Source organism: Streptomyces sp. NRRL F-5122 (assembly GCF_001507435.1).
GTDB classification, from domain to species: Bacteria; Actinomycetota; Actinomycetes; order Streptomycetales; family Streptomycetaceae; genus Streptomyces; species Streptomyces lannensis.
This window is the reverse complement of sequence record NZ_LMWH01000081.1, coordinates 104154-119692: the sequence shown is the minus strand read 5'-3', so window position 1 is coordinate 119692 and position 15539 is coordinate 104154. Positions and strand designations below refer to the sequence as shown.

The window sequence follows — 15539 nt, the reverse complement described above, 5'->3', positions numbered from 1 at the left end:
CCTCGCGGGCGGGTTGCAGTTGTCATGATGCTGACTCCGCACGGATGTACTGACATCGACCGTTGCCGGCACTCCCGAGAGAAGTGATCGATGGTCTCCGAGCACTCCGACGCCTCCGAGGACGAAATGACCGCCCTGGCGTTGAAGATACTGGTCGCCGGCGGATTCGGCGTGGGCAAGACGACCTTGGTGGGTGCGGTCAGCGAGATCAGGCCCCTGCGCACGGAGGAGCTGCTGAGCGAGGCCGGCCAGTCCGTCGACGACACCGACGGAGTGGACCAGAAGGTCACGACGACGGTCGCCATGGACTTCGGGCGGATCACCATCCGGTCCGGGCTCTCGCTGTACCTCTTCGGCACGCCGGGCCAGGACCGCTTCTGGTTCCTGTGGGACGAACTGTCCCAGGGCGCCCTCGGCGCCGTCGTCCTCGCGGACACCCGGCGACTCGAGGACTGCTTCCCCGCGGTGGACTACTTCGAGCACCGGCACATCCCGTTCGTGGTGGCGGTCAACTGCTTCGCGGGTGCCCGCACGTACGGCGCCCACGACGTGTCGCGTGCCCTCGATCTCGACCGGGGCACTCCGGTGGTGCTGTGCGACGCCCGGGACCGGGACTCCGGGAAGGAGGTGCTGATCCGGCTGGTGGAGTACGCCGGGCGGATGCACACCGCCCGGCTGCTGGATTCCGTCGGCTGACGCGTTACTCGGAGACGGCGGAGTAGGCCAGCGCCTTCTCGATGCGGACCCGCACGAGGAGTTCGCCCGGGACTCCGTTGCGGGCACCGAACTCCTCGGCCCGTTCCTCACCCATGTACCGGGCGCCGATCCGGGCCGCCCAGTGCCGCAGCTCGTCCAGATTCTCCGACAGCCGTGCGCGTCCCTGGAGCACGACGAACGCGTACGGCGGCCGGTCGTCGTCCACGCACAGGGCGACGCGTCCGTCCCTGGCCAGATTCCGTCCTTTCACCGTCTCCTTCCCGGTGTTGAAGACCAGGTCGTCGCCATCGAGCAGGAACCAGATCGGTGCCACGTGCGGACTTCCGTCCGCCCGGACGGTGGAGAGTTTCCCGGTGCGGGTGCCGTCCGAGACGAAGGCCCGCCATTCCTCGTCGGTCATCTTCTGTGCCATGCCTCCATCCTGCTTGCCGCGAAGGCGGCTGTGGTGAAGGCTGGCTGATCGGATCCTCCGGCGAGGAGGAGCGACTTCACGGGGAGAGAGGAAAATGGGGCAGAACACGGAGCTCGGCTGGCTCCTGGACGATCTGACCGAGCGCGTGGAGTACATACGGCATGCGCTGCTGTTGTCCAACGACGGACTGGTGACCGGAACGAGCACAGGGCTGCGGCGGGAGGACGCCGAGCACCTGGCCGCGGTCTCGTCCGGTCTGCACAGCCTGGCCAAGGGCTCGGGCCGCCACTTCGGTGCGGGCCAGGTGCGGCAAACCATGATCGAATTCGATGACGCGATCCTGTTCGTCACCGCCGCGGGCCCGGGTAGCTGTCTGTGTGTGCTCAGCGCGGCCGAGGCCGATATCGGCCAGATCGCCTACGAGATGACGCTGCTCGTGAACCGGGTCGGGGACCACCTCGCTGTGGAGTCACGGGAACGGGACCGCGCGCCGTCCGTCGATCTGTGAGCCGTCCACGGATCCCGGCCGGGGCGGTCCGCACGCGTGCTTGTGGTCTCCCGCGGGCGCGCGTCCACGGCTGACCCCCTGCGCAGGACAAGAACACTTCGCGGACCGTCGACACGGCATCGGACGTGCACCGCGGACGGCCCCTCGGGCCTGCGAGGAAGGGCGATGCGCCGAGTTATCCACAGGCAGAAAACGGAATTCGGTGATCCGGCTACGGTTTTTCCGAGGCGGACGCACTGGGCGCTCGCCACGGACTCCACGGGGGAGAGCCGCCATGTCCGGAAACACGATCACGTCCACCGTCGCCGAGGCCACCCGCACTGCTCCGGGTGCCGCTTCCCGGCGCACATCGCTGGCCCTGAGCGGCGCCGTGCGCGAACTGGACCTCAAGCGCGGCGAGTTCGAGCTCGCTGTGCAACTGGGCTATGTGCGGACCGTTCCCGGTGAGACAGGAGTCCGTCGCGTCACGCGGGCGGAGCTGGACCGGGTGCGAGGCGAGGAGGACTTCCCGGATTCGCTCCGGAAGCGGGTCCAGGTGATGGGCACACGTGACGGAGCCGCCCTGATGGGTGTGTCCCCCGCCAGGTTCACGCGCTTCGCCCGGCTCGGCCTGATCGTGCCGGTCAAGTGGTACGTCAACCGCTACCAGGCCGTGGTCTGGCTGTATCTGGCCGAGGAGTTGCGGCAGTTCGCCACCGGCGAGGCCAACGCGCCACTGCTCGCAGGCCGCACGCCGCAGGGGGTGCGCGACCAACTGGACGGGGGCCTGGATCTGCGGCCCCGCAACTGGCGGGGCCGCCACCTCGGATTCCGGTTGCGCGAGACGGACGACCTCTGGGCCAAGGCCGCAGTGGTGGCCTCCCACCTCGACCCGGCGCAGGTGGAGGAGACCGTCCGCGATCCGTACGAGCGTGCCGAGTTGTACCGGCTCCGACCCACGCAGGCCGTACCGGGATCGCCCGACTCGCCCGCTGCACGGATCGCCGCGCGGATCACGACGGCGGACGATGACGACGAGATCGGCTGGCTCCGGGCCGACCTGGCGCAGGCGGTCGTCGAGGCCCGCCGGTACCGCCCCGCGCCGGGGGCGCCGTCCGAGCAGCCGGCCGGTCCTCCCGGAGGCGTGAGCACCCCCCAGGAACCGCCGATGCGGGCGGATCCGACCTCCTCACGAGGCATGTTCGGCTGGTTGTGCCGCGGGAGCTCCTGACCTGGCGCGCCCGGGTCGGGGCCGTGTACGCCCGGCGTCATCGCTCGAGTCGGCGGAACAGCCCTTCCTGGACGACCGAGACGAGCAGCCGTCCCTCGATGTCGTAGATGCGGCCGCGGGCAAGGCCGCGGCCACCCACCGCGATCGGGGACTCCTGGTCGTACAGGAACCACTCGTCCGCGCGGAACGGCCGGTGGAACCACATGGCGTGGTCCAGCGACGCCATGTCGAAGCCCCGTGGCCCCCACAGCGGTTCGACGGGAATCCGGACGGCGTCGAGGAGGGTCATGTCGCTCGCGTAGGTGAGCGCGCAGGTGTGCACGAGCGAGTCGTCCCCGAGAGGGCTCACCGCACGCATCCAGACGGCGCTGCGCGGTTCCGCGTCCTTGATCTCCTCGGTGGTCCAGCGCAGCCGGTCCACATAGCGGATGTCGAAGGGCTGACGCCGCGCCATCCGCTCCAGCGTCTCGGGCAGGGTGCCGAGGTGCTTCTCGACCTCCTGGGCCACCGTCGGCAGCGATTCGGGGCCCGGCACCTCCCGCGCCGGCGGCAGCTGGTGCTCGAAGCCCCCCTCTTCAGGCACGTGGAAGGAAGCGGTCAGATTGAAGATCGTGCGGCCCCGCTGTACGGCGGTGACCCGACGGGTGGTGAACGACCTGCCGTCCCGCACCCGTTCGACCTGGTACACGATGGGAACGCCCGGGATGCCCGGGCGCAGGAAGTACGCGTGCAGCGAGTGCACCGGCCGTTCGCCGTCGGTGGTGCGGCCGGCGGCGACCAGGGCCTGGCCGGCCACCTGGCCGCCGAAGACCCGCTGCAGGGACTCCTGCGGGCTGCGGCCACGGAAGATGTTGAGCTCGATCTGCTCCAGGTCGAGCAGGTCGACGAGCCTCTCGGCCGGGTTCGTCATGAATCGGTTTCTCCTGTGCTCACAGCTGCCCGACGTCGGTGACCCGGACGACGGCACGGCCCTCCGCATCGGATGCCGCGAGGTCGATCTCGGCGCTGATACCCCAGTCGTGGTCGCCGTTCGGATCGGCGAAGGCCTGCCGGACGCGCCACAGCCCGTGCTCCGGCTCCTGCTCGATCATCAGCAGCTTGGGACCGCGGGCGTCGGGGCCGGTGCCGAGCTCGTCGTACTCGTCCCAGTACTTGTCCATCGCCGCGCCCCACGCCTCGGCGTCCCAGCCGGATTCGCCGTCCATTTCGCCGAGTTCCTCGACCTGGTCCAGAGCGGCGAGCTCCACCCGGCGGAACATGGCATTGCGGACCAGGACGCGGAAGGCCCTGGCGTTCGTGGTGACGGGCTTGACCTCGTCGGCCTTCTCCTGGGCCTGCTCGGCCGTCAGTTCCTCGGGGTTGGCCAGCTGCTCCCACTCGTCGAGCAGGCTGGAGTCCACCTGGCGCACCATCTCACCGAGCCAGGCGATCAGGTCCTCCAGATCGTCCGACTTCAGGTCGTCGGGGACGGTGTGCTCCAGGGCCTTGTAGGCGCTGGCCAGGTAACGCAGCACGATCCCCTCGGTACGGGCGAGCTCGTAGAAGGAGACGAACTCGGTGAAGGACATCGCCCGCTCGTACATGTCGCGGATGACCGACTTCGGCGACAGCGGATGGTCGCCGACCCACGGGTGGCTCTTGCGGTAGGTGTTGTAGGCGTGGAAGAGCAGTTCCTCGAGCGGCTTGGGGTAGGTCACGTCCTGGAGCCGCTCCATGCGCTCCTCGTACTCGACACCGTCCGCCTTCATCGCCGCCACGGCCTCACCGCGCGCCTTGTTCTGCTGGGCGACCAGGATCTGCCGTGGGTCGTCGAGGGTGGACTCGACGACCGAGACCATGTCGAGCGCGTAGGAAGGGGACTCAGGGTCGAGGAGCTCGAAGGCGGCCAGCGCGAAGGTGGACAGCGGCTGGTTGAGCGCGAAGTCCTGCTGGAGATCGACCGTGAGGCGCACGATACGACCCGTGGCGTCCGGCTGATCGAGCTTCTCGACGATGCCGCCGTCCAGCAGCGAGCGGTAGATCGCGATCGCCCGCCGGATGTGACGCAGCTGCTGCTTGCGCGGCTCGTGGTTGTCCTCCAGCAGATGGCGCATGGCCTCGAAGGCATTGCCCGGCCGGGCGATCACCGACAGAAGCATCGTGTGGGTGACCCGGAAGCGGGAGGTGAGCGGCTCGGGCTCGGAGGCGATCAGCTTCTCGAAGGTGTTCTCCGTCCAGCCGACGAAGCCCTCCGGTGCCTTCTTGCGCACCACCTTGCGGCGCTTCTTCGGATCGTCGCCGGCCTTGGCGAGTGCCTTCTCGTTCTCGATGACGTGCTCCGGCGCCTGCGCCACGACCAGGCCCGCCGTGTCGAAGCCGGCGCGCCCGGCGCGTCCCGCGATCTGGTGGAACTCACGGGCGCGCAGGGTGCGGACCCGGCTTCCGTCGTACTTGGTCAGCGCGGTGAACAGCACGGTGCGGATGGGGACGTTGACGCCGACGCCCAGGGTGTCCGTGCCGCAGATGACTTTCAACAGACCGGCCTGGGCCAGCTTCTCCACCAGGCGGCGGTACTTGGGCAGCATGCCGGCGTGATGGACGCCGATGCCGTGCCGTACATAACGGGAGAGGTTGCGGCCGAACTTGGTGGTGAAACGGAAGTTGCCGATCAGCGCGGCGATCTCGTCCTTCTCCTCGCGCGAGCACATGTTGATGCTCATCAGCGCCTGGGCCCGTTCCACGGCCTGCGCCTGCGTGAAGTGGACGATGTAGACCGGGGCCTGCCGGCTGTCCAGGAGGTCGGTGAGCGTCTCGGTGAGGGGGGTCAGCCGGTACTCGTAGGAAAGCGGGACGGGACGGGTCGCGGAGCGCACCACCGTGGTCGGCCGCCCGGTGCGGCGGGTCAGGTCCTTCTCGAACATCGAGACGTCGCCGAGGGTCGCCGACATCAGGATGAACTGCGCCTGCGGCAGCTCCAGGATCGGGATCTGCCACGCCCAGCCGCGGTCGCCCTCGGCGTAGAAGTGGAACTCGTCCATGACCACCTGGCCGACATCGGCCTGCCTGCCGTCGCGCAACGCGATGGATGCGAGGACCTCGGCTGTGCAGCAGATCACAGGGGCGTCCGCGTTGACGGAGGCGTCGCCGGTGAGCATGCCGACGTTCTCCGTGCCGAAGAGCTTGCACAGCTCGAAGAACTTCTCCGAGACCAGCGCCTTGATCGGCGCCGTGTAGAAGGTGACCTCGTCCCGGGCGAGAGCGGCGAAGTGCGCACCGGCGGCGATCATGCTCTTGCCGGAGCCGGTCGGCGTGGAAACGATCACGTTCGCTCCCGAGACCGCCTCGATCAGTGCCTCCTCCTGATGGGGATAGAGGGTGAGACCGCGCTCCCCGGCCCACGACTCGAAGGCTTCGTAGAGAGCGTCGGGGTCTGCGGTCTGCGGGAGCTGATCGATGAGGGTCACGCCCCCATCTTGCCTGCCCGGGCAGCGGATGGGGGAATCGGATGCCGGTTGGAAGATCACGAACGCTACGCTGTGGCGCCTACGAGGCGTCAGCGCACACCGGCAACTGGGCAGCGCGAAAAGAAGAATGGGGCGGGAAGCGGCCATGATGGGACCAGCACACTCACTGTCGGGGGCCGCGGCCTGGCTCGGGGTCGGGGCCGCGGCCGCCGCGGCGGGCCACCCGATGCCCTGGCCGGTGCTCCTGGTCGGGGCCCTGATCTGCGCGGGCGCCGCGCTGGCTCCGGATCTGGACCACAAGGCGGCCACCATCTCGCGGTCCTTCGGACCGATCTCCCGCTGGGTGTGCGAGATCGTCGACAAGCTGTCCTACGCCGTCTACAAGGGGACCAGGAAGGCGGGGGACCCGCGCAGGTCCGGCGGTCACCGCACCTTGACGCACACGTGGCTGTGGGCGGTGCTGATCGGTGCCGGCACCTCCGTCCTCGCCATCACGGGCGGCCGCTGGGCGGTGCTGGCCATCCTCTTCGTGCACATGGTGCTCGCCATCGAGGGGCTGCTCTGGCGGGCGGCACGCGGTTCGAGCAGCGATGTCCTGGTGTGGCTGCTGGCGGCGACGAGCGCCTGGATCCTCGCGGGCGTACTCGACAAGCCCGGCAACGGCTCCGACTGGCTGTTCGCGGAGCCGGGCCAGCAGTATCTGTGGCTCGGCATGCCGATCGTCCTGGGTGCCCTGGTGCACGACATCGGTGACGCGCTCACGGTCTCGGGCTGCCCGATCCTGTGGCCCATACCCGTGGGCCGCAAGCGCTGGTACCCCCTGGGCCCGCCGAAGGTGATGCGGTTCCGCGCCGGCAGCTGGGTCGAGCTGAAGGTGCTGATGCCGGTCTTCATGGTGCTCGGCGGGGTGGGCTGCGCGGCGGCCCTCAACGTCATCTGACCGGGGCCGGGGTACGGCGGGCTGCCTACCGGTCCGCCTCCCGGCCGCCCTGCTGCTCCGCGCCGCCGTACCGACGCTCGAACCGGGCGACGCGGCCCTCCGTGTCCACGGTCCGCGCCTTGCCCGTGTAGAAGGGATGGCTCTCGGACGAGATCTCGACGTCCACGACCGGGTACGTCTCTCCGTCGTCCCACTCGATGGTCTCGTCGCTGCTCGCGGTGGATCGCGTGAGAAAGGCGTATCCGGCGGCGCGGTCGCGGAAGACGACGGGGTGGTAGTCGGGGTGCTTGTCCTGCTGCATGGGCTGCTCCCTGGGTGGCGGGGGACCGGCGGTGTCAGCTGAACGAGGTGTCCTCGTCGACGATGTGCACGGCAGCCTCCTCGGCCGACGCCGCCGCACCGTCGATGCCGACGTCGCTCGCGATCAGACCGCTCTCCTCGTCCTCGTGCGCCCCCTCACCGGGAGCGACGAGGCGGCCCGAGCGAACGTCGCCGACCTCGCTGTCCAGAGGTTCCCCGTCGCCGTCCATCCAGTCCCCGATACCGTCGCCGTCGGGGATCGCGATGTCCGGGAGTTCCTCGGAGAGCCGTTCGTCCAGGGTTTCCCCACGGTGCCCCTCGGACGCGGTCACTCCCACGTGATCCACGGCCCAGGGCCGCTCCGGTGGCGACCAGCCCCGGTCGAGAGGGTCGCCGACCCCGTCGGCGAGCAGGGTGTCCTCGGAGTCGAGCAGCCCCGCGTCGTCCTGCACCTCGGATCCGTCGGGCTGGTAGACGTCGTCTCCCCAACCGTCGGTGCTGTCCACGGGTACCTCCAGATATGGGACGGAACCGGGCACCGCCGCGTGCGTCACGGCGGACACGGGTAGCGCCGTGCACGGGCCGTGCCCTTCCGAAGCGGGTGGCCGCGGCACGTCCCCCGCGCCGTTGCCACCTCCAGCCTTCCACTCCGCAACGTCACTGCGCAACGGCAACCGTGGTCGCAGGACGGCACAGGTACGCGGGGGCGGTGGGACACGATCCGGGACGGGCCGCCGGCTCGGAACCGGCGGCCCGACTGTCAGCCGTGCCAGGACCGCCACAGCGCCGCGTACGCGCCGTCCGCGGCGACCAGCTCGTCGTGGCTGCCGAGCTCGCTGATCCGTCCGTTCTCGACCACGGCGATCACATCGGCGTCGTGCGCCGTGTGCAGTCGGTGCGCGATGGCGACGACCGTGCGCCCGTCCAGGACGCGTGCCAGTGAGCGCTCCAGATGGCGGGCCGCGCGGGGATCGAGCAAGGAGGTCGCCTCGTCGAGCACGAGCGTGTGCGGGTCGGCGAGCACCAGCCGGGCCAGTGCGATCTGCTGTGCCTGGGCCGGGGTGAGCGCCAGACCGCCGGAGCCCACCTCGGTGTCCAGACCGTCGTCCAGGGCGCGTGCCCAGCCGTCCGCGTCGACCGCCGCCAGCGCTGCCCACAGCTCGGCGTCGGCGGCGGCCGCGGTCGCCTCCTCGCTCGACTGGTGGCGGGCGTGGGGGAGGGCCAGCAGCAGGTTGTCGCGCAGTGAACCGACGAAGACGTGGTGCTCCTGGTTGACCAGGGCGATGTGCGAGCGCACGCGCTCGGCGGACATGCGGGACAGTTCCGCACCCCCGAGGGTGATCCGGCCGTCCCGGGGCGCGTAGATCCCGGCGAGCAGCCGGCCCAGCGTGGACTTGCCCGCACCGGACGGCCCGACCAGGGCGAGCCGCGTACCGGGCGCCACCTCGAGGGAGACCCGATGCAGCACGTCGACTCCGGCGCGGTAGCCGAAGCGCACCTCGTCGGCCTCGACGTCGCGTCCGTCGGGTGTGAGTGAGGTGTCGCCGGCCTCCGGCTCGATGTCGCGGACCCCGACCAGCCGGGCCAGCGACACCTGGGCGACCTGCAGCTCGTCGTACCAGCGAAGGATCAGGCCCACCGGGTCGACGAGCATCTGCGCGATCAGCGCGCCCGTCGTCAGCTGGCCCACGCCGATCCAGCCGTGCAGGACGAACACCCCGCCGATGAGCAGCACGGAGGCGAGGATCGTGACATGCGTGATGCTCACAACGGGGAAGAGCACCGAGCGCAGCCACAGTGTGTAGCGCTCCCAGGCGGTCCATTCCTTGATCCGCCGGTCGGAGAGAGCGATACGGCGCTCGCCGAGGCGGTGAGCCTCGACGGTGCGTCCCGCATCCACCGTCTCGGCGAGGACGGCGGCCACTGCCGCGTAACCGGCGGCCTCGGAGCGATAGGCCGACGGGGCACGTCGGAAGTACCAGCGGCAGCCGATCACCAGCAGCGGCAGCGCGAGCAGTACGGTCGCGGCGAGCGGCGGAGCGGTGACGGTCAGGCCGCCGAGCAGCAGCAGCGCCCACACCAGGCCGATCGCCAGCTGCGGTACGGCCTCGCGCATCGCGTTGGCGAGCCGGTCGACGTCGGTGGTGATCCGGGAGAGCAGGTCTCCCGTCCCGGCCCGTTCCAGTACGCCCGGGGGCAGCCCCACCGAGCGCACGAGGAAGTCCTCCCGCAGATCCGCGAGCATGCGTTCGCCGAGCACGGCGCCGTTCAGGCGGACCAGCCGCACGAACACGGCCTGGACGACCAGGGCGAGGACGAAGAGTGCGGCGGTGCGCTCCAGGTGGAGCTCCCGGGCGTCGTCCGACACGCGCTCCACAAGGCCGCCCAGCAGGTACGGACCCGCCATGGAGGCGACGACGGAGACCGTGTTCACCGCGACGAGCAGCAGGAAGGCCCGGCGGTGCCGGCGGAACAGTTCGGCCACGTAGGTGCGGACGGTCGTGGGGGCGCCCACGGGCAGCGTGTTCGCCACCGTCGGGGCCGCCGGGTCGTACACCGGTGGCGCCACGCCGATCATGCGGTCTCCTCGATCTCTTCCAGTTCGGCCAGTACACGCTCGGTGAGCCCGTCGTCGGTCGGTGCGCCGTCCCGGGCGGCGGACTCCTCGTCGGTCTCGCGGGTCACGACGGCGCGGTACCGGGGGTCGTCCCGCACCAGCTCCCGGTGCGGGCCCACCGCCGCGACCCGTCCCTCGTGCACCAGCACGACACGATCCGCGCGGTCCAGGACCAGCGGCGACGAGGTGAACACAACCGTCGTCCGGTCCGCCCGCAGCGTCCTGAGGCCTTCGGCGATCCGGGCCTCGGTGTGTGAGTCGACGGCGGAGGTGGGCTCGTCCAGGACGAGGACCTGCGGGTCGGTGATCAGTGACCGGGCCAGGGCGAGCCGCTGGCGCTGGCCGCCCGACAGGGACCGGCCGCGCTCGGTGATCCGGGCGTCCATCGGGTCGTCGGCCGCTGGCGACCCCTGCGTGAGCGCGTCGAGTACGTCGCCGCACTGGGCGGCGGCGAGCGCCGCCTCGGCGCCGACCGCCCCGGAGGCGGGCACGTCGAGGAGCTCACGCAGCGAACCGGACAGCAGCACCGGGTCCTTGTCCTGGACGAGGACGGCCGTCCGTGCCGAGTGGAGCGGGAGCTCGTCCAGCGGGATGCCGCCGAGGAGCACCGAGGTCCCCTCTTCGGCCGGATGTCCGCCCAGCCGCTCGGCGAGCATGCCTGCCGCGTCCGGGTCGCCGCACACCACCGCGGTGAACAGCCCCGCGGGTACCAGGAGCCCGGTCGTCGGGTCGTAGAGGTCTCCGGTCGGCACAGTGGCCTCGCGGGACCCCCGGGAGTCCGTCGCGCGCTCCAGTGACAGCACCCGGGCCGCGCGCCGGGCGGAGGGCCGCGAGAAGGAGTACGCCATGGCGATCTCCTGGAAGTGCTGCAGCGGATAGGTGAGCAGCATGACGGCGCTGTAGACGGTGACCAGCTCGCCGACGGCGATCCGGCCCTCGTGGGCCAGCTGCACACCACGCCAGACCACGGCGATCATCAGCAATCCTGGCATCAGTACCTGGAGTGCCGAGATCACCGACCACATCCGGGCACTGCGCACCGCCGCGGTGCGGACTTCCTGAGAGGCCCTGCGATAGCGGTCGAGGAACAACTCCTCGCCACCGATGCCACGCAGCACCCTGAGGCCCGCGACGGTGTCCGATGCCAGTTCGGTGGCGCGGCCCGCCTTCTCGCGCTGGGTGTCGGCCCGCCGGGTCGCCCGCGGCAGCAGCGGCAGCACCGCGAGGGCCAGCACGGGCACGCCCACCGCGACGATCACACCGAGGGCGGGCTGGTACACGAGCAGGCCCACACAGACCGCCACCACGGTGAGTGCGGCCGCGCTGAAGCGCGAGACGGCCTCCACGAACCAGCCGATCTTCTCCACGTCGCCGGTGGACACCGCGACCACCTCGCCGGCCGCGACCCGGCGCGTCAGGGCCGAGCCGAGCAGCGCCGTACGGCGAGCCAGGAGCTGCTGGACCCGGGCGGCCGCGGTGATCCAGTTGGTGACGGCGGTGCGGTGCAGCATGGCGTCGCCCAGCGCGATGCCGAGCCCGCACAACAGGAGCAGTCCGCCCGTCTGGGCGAGACGAGCCCCCGAGCGCTCGACGACCGCCTGGACCGCGAAACCGACGCAGAAGGGCAGCCCGCAGACGGACAGGAAGTGCAGCAGCCCCCAGGCGAGGGACTTGAGTTGACCGCCGAGCTGATTGCGGCCGAGCCACCACAGGAACCGGGGCCCGGAGCGCGCGTCCGGCACCCCCGGATCGGGGTACGGAAGGTCTTGGATCTGCATGACGTCCCAGTGGCTCGTGTCAGTGATGGACGGGGCCGTGGCGCGTAGCCGCCCCCCAGGGGGAGCGCCTACGGGCGTCCGCGATTGCCCGTAACAAACCGTGAAAGGGTCGCCTCGCGACGTGGTCGGAGGCAAACGGTTTTCCGGCCGGATGGGGCGCGGGGGCTCATCTTCGCGACACGTAGGCGGATTACGCCATATATACCTGATTGCCGGAAAGATAATGTGACGATATGACACATGCGAACAGGTGATGTGAACGGCACGGCGCGCTCACGAGCCCTGGGTGCGGCCTGTGGTGTGCTTCTGATGTTCCTGTCGGCGTGCGGTGGTTCCGGTGCGGAGCCCGGCCGGTCGCCCGGTGCCCGTGCGCCCACCAGGGCGGCGGGTCCCCCTGCCGCCATGTCCGAACCACGCATCGGCAGGCCGGATACGGAAGGTCGCCTTCCAGGGGTCGGTGAACGGCTGTCGCCGGCATCCCCGCGTACACCGGTCAGGCCGTGGTGGTCTACGGCGACGCCGAGGACTCACCGGACTCGGAGGTCGTGTTCTACGAGAGGGAGGGCTCCGTCTGGTACGAGGCCGGACGCTGGTGGGGTCACAACGGGCGAGCGGGCTGGACGACGGACCATCACGAGGGCGATCTGCGCACTCCGGTGGGCGTGTTCACGCTCACCGACGCGGGTGGTGTCCTCGACTACCCGCGCTCCGGGCTCCCGTACGACCACAACACGCTGTCGTACCGGGTGCCGAAGGGCTGGGGCGAGAAGCACCGCAACGACTTCGACCATGTCATCGCGATCGACTACAACCGGATCCCGGGTACGCCGCCGAGCGACCCGACGCGTCCCGAGGGTCAGAAGAAGGGGGGCGGCATCTGGATGCACGTGGACCACGGTGACGGAACGTCGGGCTGTGTCACCCTGCCGGAGGACGGTCTGGACTACCTGTTGCACGCGCTCGACCCGGAACGGCGTCCGGTGGTGGTGATGGGGGACAGGGAGAACCTGGAGTCCTAGCCGTTTCGCGGAACTCCGGGTACGGCGAACGGACGTCTTCGGCCGCTCGTCGCCGGCCGGTGCGGCCCGGGTGGCCGCCGCGCCCGGCAGTCGGCGGTCGATCGGGATCGTGCGGGCGAAATGCCGATCCTGCTGTCGCTCCGGTGGTGATCCGCCGTCAGCAGCGCCGGTCCCGCCCGGACATGGCGGGGGTGTCCCCGCCGTCCATCAAGGTGTCGAGCAGGGTGCCGAGCATCTCGCGTTGCCCGTCCGTCAGCGGAGCCAGGATCTCCCGGGCGGCGGCCCTGCGTGCGCCGTGCAGCTCCCGAAGCGCGGTGTGGCCCTCGTCCGTGATCTCGATCCGGATCACCCGGCGGTTGGTGGGATCGGGTGCCCGGCGCACCCTCCCGCTCGCCTCGAGGCCGTCGACCAGCGTCGTCACCGCTCGCGGCACCACTTCGAGGCGCTCGGCGAGATCCGCCATCCGGGGCGGTGAGCCGAAGTGCGCGAGGGTGCGCAGCAGCCGGGACTGGGCCGGGGTGATGCCCAGTCCGCACTGCTCCAGATGGCGCTTCTGGATGCGGTGCACCCGGCGGGTGAACCGCAGGAGCTGCTCGGCGAGCAGGTCGTCGGGATCTGGGGCGCTCATGCGGGAACAATATCAGGATGCTGTTCATTGTGAGTATAGGTAACAATGAGCGGGGGTCCGTTGGCCCTCACCATGACACCGCTGCGGGTTGCCCGCGGCAGCCAGAGCCCTGTATGTCCCTCTCACCGCCCGTAGGAGCCCATGCATCCCGAGCACACCACCCCGGCCCCCTTGTCCGGCGACGCGCCGGAGCGACCGCGGCAGGTTCGCCGCATCCTGAAGCTGTTCAAGCCGTACCGCGGCCGTCTCGCGATCGTCGGCCTGCTGGTCGGCGCCGCGTCCCTCGTGTCCGTCGCCACGCCGTTCCTGCTCAAGGAGACCCTGGACGTTGCGATCCCGCAGGGTCGCACCGGACTGCTGAGCCTGCTCGCGCTCGGCATGATCCTGAGTGCCGTCGTCAACAGCGTCTTCGGTGTGCTGCAGACCCTGATCTCCACCACGGTCGGCCAGCGTGTCATGCACGACCTGCGCACCGCCGTCTACGGACGGCTGCAGCGCATGTCGCTCGCCTTCTTCACCCGCACCCGCACCGGCGAGGTCCAGTCCCGTATCGCCAATGACATCGGCGGCATGCAGGCGACCGTCACCTCCACCGCGACCTCCCTGGTCTCCAACCTCACGAGCGTGGTGGCCACGATCGTCGCGATGGTCGCCCTGGACTGGCGGCTCACCGTCGTCTCGCTGCTCCTGCTGCCGCTGTTCGTATGGATCAGCCGCCGGGTCGGCAACGAACGCAAGAAGATCGCCACCCGGCGTCAGAAGCAGATGGCCGCCATGGCCGCCACGGTCACCGAGTCGCTGTCCGTCAGCGGCATCCTGCTCGGCCGCACCATGGGGCGTGCCGACTCGCTCACCAAGTCCTTCGAAGACGAGTCCGAAGGGCTCGTCGACCTCGAGGTGAAGTCGAACATGGCGGGCCGCTGGCGCATGGCCGTCATCACGATCGTCATGGCCGCCATGCCGGCCGTCATCTACTGGACCGCCGGTGTCGCGCTTCAACTCGGCGGCCCCTCCATCTCCATCGGCACGCTCGTCGCGTTCGTCTCGCTGCAGCAGGGGCTGTTCCGGCCGACCGTGAGCCTGCTGGCCACCGGTGTCCAGATCCAGACCTCGCTCGCCCTCTTCCAGCGGATCTTCGAGTATCTCGACCTGCCCATCGACATCACCGAGCCCGCCGACCCTGTGCATCTCGACCGGGTCAAGGGCGAGATCCGTTTCGAGGGCGTCGAGTTCCACTACGACGACCAGAGCGGTCCGATCCTCGAGGACATCGACATCACGGTCCCGGCCGGCGGGAGTCTCGCCGTGGTCGGCGCGACCGGCTCCGGGAAGTCGACGCTCAGCTACCTGGTGCCGCGGCTGTACGACGTGACGGGCGGGCGGGTCATGCTCGACGGGGTCGACGTGCGCGACCTGGACTTCGACACGCTCGCCCGCGCGGTCGGCGTGGTGTCCCAGGAGACCTACCTCTTCCACGCCTCGGTCGCCGACAATCTGCGCTTCGCCAAGCCGGACGCCACCGACGAGGAGCTGCACGCGGCCGCGAAGGCGGCCCAGATCCACGACCACATCGCCGCACTGCCCGACGGGTACGACACGATCGTCGGCGAGCGCGGTCACCGCTTCTCGGGCGGTGAGAAGCAGCGGCTCGCCATCGCCCGCACCATCCTGCGCGACCCGCCGGTGCTCATCCTCGACGAGGCGACGAGTGCGCTCGACACGCGCACCGAGCATGCAGTCCAGGAGGCCATCGACGCCCTGTCGGCCAACCGCACCACGCTCACCATCGCCCACCGCCTGTCCACCGTCCGGGGGGCCGACCAGATCGTGGTCCTCGACTCCGGGCGCACGGTCGAACGGGGTACGCACGAGGAACTGTTGGATCTGGGCGGGAGGTACACGGCCCTCGTCCGGCGGGACGCCCGATTGGAGACGACAAGATGAAGATATGCCGGGTTTGTCGGGTT

Annotated in this window: 14 protein-coding genes; 6 read left to right on the top strand and 8 right to left on the bottom strand. The window is 70.1% G+C overall.

Going from position 1 to position 15539, the window contains the following annotated elements; genetic code table 11:
* The first annotated feature begins 90 nt into the window (after positions 1–90).
* Positions 91–696 (top strand): GTP-binding protein, encoded by a 606-nt coding sequence (locus ADL25_RS11285; RefSeq protein ID WP_059127534.1) that lies wholly within the window; start codon positions 91–93, stop codon positions 694–696.
* A gap of 4 nt (positions 697–700) precedes the next feature.
* On the opposite strand, the gene ADL25_RS11280 is transcribed toward ADL25_RS11285, so the two are convergent.
* Positions 701–1129, bottom strand: a complete 429-nt coding sequence (locus ADL25_RS11280) for a PPOX class F420-dependent oxidoreductase (protein WP_059127533.1) — start codon at positions 1127–1129, stop codon at positions 701–703.
* Between the two features lie 94 nt (positions 1130–1223).
* Between ADL25_RS11280 and ADL25_RS11275 the strand changes: the two genes are divergently transcribed.
* Positions 1224–1637, top strand: a complete 414-nt coding sequence (locus ADL25_RS11275; RefSeq protein WP_059127532.1) for a roadblock/LC7 domain-containing protein — start codon at positions 1224–1226, stop codon at positions 1635–1637.
* A 274-nt stretch (positions 1638–1911) separates the two neighbouring features.
* Positions 1912–2847: a DUF6397 family protein gene (locus ADL25_RS11270; protein ID WP_059127531.1), complete on the top strand. Its 936-nt coding sequence runs from the start codon at positions 1912–1914 to the stop codon at positions 2845–2847.
* A 37-nt stretch (positions 2848–2884) separates the two neighbouring features.
* Here ADL25_RS11270 and ADL25_RS11265 read toward each other — a convergent pair whose 3' ends face one another.
* Both ADL25_RS11265 and ADL25_RS11260 read right to left on the bottom strand, forming a co-directional pair.
* On the bottom strand, positions 2885–3757 hold the full coding sequence (locus tag ADL25_RS11265; protein WP_059127530.1) for an acyl-CoA thioesterase: 873 nt from the start codon (positions 3755–3757) through the stop codon (positions 2885–2887).
* A gap of 19 nt (positions 3758–3776) precedes the next feature.
* A complete protein-coding gene (locus ADL25_RS11260) occupies positions 3777–6290 on the bottom strand; it encodes a DEAD/DEAH box helicase (protein ID WP_059127529.1) in 2514 nt (837 codons plus the stop codon).
* A gap of 145 nt (positions 6291–6435) precedes the next feature.
* Between ADL25_RS11260 and ADL25_RS11255 the strand changes: the two genes are divergently transcribed.
* Positions 6436–7230, top strand: a complete 795-nt coding sequence (locus ADL25_RS11255; protein ID WP_059127528.1) for a metal-dependent hydrolase — start codon at positions 6436–6438, stop codon at positions 7228–7230.
* A gap of 25 nt (positions 7231–7255) precedes the next feature.
* On the opposite strand, the gene ADL25_RS11250 is transcribed toward ADL25_RS11255, so the two are convergent.
* The 4 genes from ADL25_RS11250 to ADL25_RS11235 all read right to left on the bottom strand — a co-directional run bounded on the left by ADL25_RS11250 (position 7256) and on the right by ADL25_RS11235 (position 11925).
* A complete protein-coding gene (locus ADL25_RS11250; protein ID WP_059127527.1) occupies positions 7256–7531 on the bottom strand; it encodes a type B 50S ribosomal protein L31 in 276 nt (91 codons plus the stop codon).
* Positions 7532–7565: 34 nt separating this feature from the next.
* Positions 7566–8036 carry a DUF5709 domain-containing protein gene (locus ADL25_RS11245; RefSeq protein ID WP_059127606.1) on the bottom strand — a complete coding sequence of 157 codons (471 nt, stop codon included), beginning with the start codon at positions 8034–8036 and terminating at the stop codon, positions 7566–7568.
* Between the two features lie 254 nt (positions 8037–8290).
* Complete coding sequence (locus ADL25_RS11240) at positions 8291–10108, bottom strand: ABC transporter ATP-binding protein (RefSeq protein WP_059127526.1); 1818 nt, start codon at positions 10106–10108, stop codon at positions 8291–8293.
* A complete protein-coding gene (locus tag ADL25_RS11235) occupies positions 10105–11925 on the bottom strand; it encodes an ABC transporter transmembrane domain-containing protein (RefSeq protein ID WP_059127525.1) in 1821 nt (606 codons plus the stop codon). The genes ADL25_RS11240 and ADL25_RS11235 overlap by 4 nt, the downstream gene beginning before the upstream one ends.
* Positions 11926–12425: 500 nt before the next feature.
* Between ADL25_RS11235 and ADL25_RS11230 the strand changes: the two genes are divergently transcribed.
* Complete coding sequence (locus tag ADL25_RS11230; protein ID WP_234380874.1) at positions 12426–12944, top strand: L,D-transpeptidase family protein; 519 nt, start codon at positions 12426–12428, stop codon at positions 12942–12944.
* Between the two features lie 157 nt (positions 12945–13101).
* Here ADL25_RS11230 and ADL25_RS11225 read toward each other — a convergent pair whose 3' ends face one another.
* A complete protein-coding gene (locus ADL25_RS11225; protein ID WP_059127524.1) occupies positions 13102–13572 on the bottom strand; it encodes a MarR family winged helix-turn-helix transcriptional regulator in 471 nt (156 codons plus the stop codon).
* A 141-nt stretch (positions 13573–13713) separates the two neighbouring features.
* Between ADL25_RS11225 and ADL25_RS11220 the strand changes: the two genes are divergently transcribed.
* Entirely contained in the window at positions 13714–15516 is a 1803-nt protein-coding gene (locus ADL25_RS11220; protein WP_059127523.1) for an ABC transporter ATP-binding protein, read from the top strand.
* Positions 15517–15539: the final 23 nt, after the last annotated feature.